This is a genomic window from Paractinoplanes durhamensis, assembly GCF_016862175.1.
GTDB classification, from domain to species: domain Bacteria; phylum Actinomycetota; class Actinomycetes; order Mycobacteriales; family Micromonosporaceae; genus Actinoplanes; species Actinoplanes durhamensis.
On record NZ_BOML01000127.1, the window covers coordinates 1 to 1,396 of the forward strand.

The window sequence follows — 1,396 nt, forward strand, 5'->3', positions numbered from 1 at the left end:
GCGGTGGGCGGGGGCGCCGGGCGAAGCGCTCGGGGTGGGCCGCGCGGGCGGTGTCGAGGGTGTGCTGGCGGGCGGCGTCGATCGGGCCGGTGGTCGCGAAATGCACTGATGCCGGAGTGTGCCAGCCGATCCCGGAATGGCGGTGGACGTGGTTGTACTCGGTGAAGAACCCGTCGCAGAACGCGCGGGCGGCCGACAGACTCGGAAACGATTCGGGGAAGTCGTGCAGGTATTTCAGGGTTTTGAACTGCGCTTCGGAGAACGGGTTGTCATCCGATGTCCGGGGCCGGGAATGGGTGCGGGTGACACCGAGGTTGACCAGCAGCGCGGACACCGGTTGCGAGGTCATCGAGGTGCCTCGGTCGGCGTGCACGGTGTGCGGGACTTGACCGTTGCGGGTGATGGCTTCGTCGATGAAGTCGCGGGCCAGGACGGAGTCTTCGGCTGCGGCGAGGATCCAGCCCGGGTTGTAGCGGGAGTAGATGTCGATCAGGACGTACAGGTGGTACCAGATTCCCTTCGCTGGTCCGCGCAGCTTGGTGATGTCCCAGGACCACACCTGCGACGGCCCGTCGGCGACGAGCTCGGGTTTCACCTTCGCCGGGTGAGTGGCCAGCCGCCGTCGTTCCCGTGTCTGGCCGGCGGCTGCGGCGATGCGGTACATGCTGGAAAGTGAGCACCAGTAACGGTTTTCGTCGAGTTCCCGGATCCAGATCTGCCCGATCGACAACTCGCCGTAGCCGGTCTGGTTGATCACTTGCAGGACCGCCGCCCGTTCGTCGGCGTCCAGGGCCTGCGGGCCCGGCGAGCGCCGCTGCTTGGGCCCGAGGACCGGGCCGCGGGCGTGGCGGTAGTGCGTGGCCCGGGACCGTCCCACCAGCCGGCAGGCCGTACGGATCGGTGTCCCAGCGTCGGTGAGCGCGTGCAGAGTTTCGGCGATCAGCGGCTCGATGACGGCGGTGTGTCCGTGCTCTCGGCCAGCGATGCCAAGAGCTCGTGCGCTTTTCCCATGATCGACAACGCGGCCTGGGTTTGCGCGAGTTTTGCGTTCAGCCGAGCATTCTCGGCCCGTAACCGTTCGGTCTCGCGCTCGGCCCGCGACAGCCGGGCCGTCGTCGTCGGGCTTGCCCCGGAACCATTCGCCGTTCCGGCCGGTGCGGCGGTGCTGCGGCCACGGGTCCATTCCTGCACGTGGGAATGGAATAGTCCTTCCCGCCGGAGGACCGCGGATTTCTCACCGTGTGGTGCGGCCTCGTACTCGGCCACCACCGCGGCTTTGTACTCCGCGGTGAAGCTACGCCGGGCCGGGCGCGGGGCCGGGTTGATCGGACCGGAACCGTTGGTCTCGGGCGTCTGCTTGTTGCTGCTCACGTACGCATCTCCAGTCACGCCCTAC

Annotated in this window: 2 protein-coding genes; both read right to left on the minus strand. The window is 67.9% G+C overall.

Annotated elements, in window-relative coordinates:
• Positions 1-877, minus strand: an 877-nt coding sequence (locus tag Adu01nite_RS47410; RefSeq protein WP_203735999.1) for a DDE-type integrase/transposase/recombinase, incomplete at its 3' end; no start/stop codon positions are given.
• A 62-nt stretch (positions 878-939) separates the two neighbouring features.
• Positions 940-1,371 (minus strand): hypothetical protein, encoded by a 432-nt coding sequence (locus tag Adu01nite_RS47415; RefSeq protein ID WP_203736000.1) that lies wholly within the window; start codon positions 1,369-1,371, stop codon positions 940-942.
• Positions 1,372-1,396: the final 25 nt, after the last annotated feature.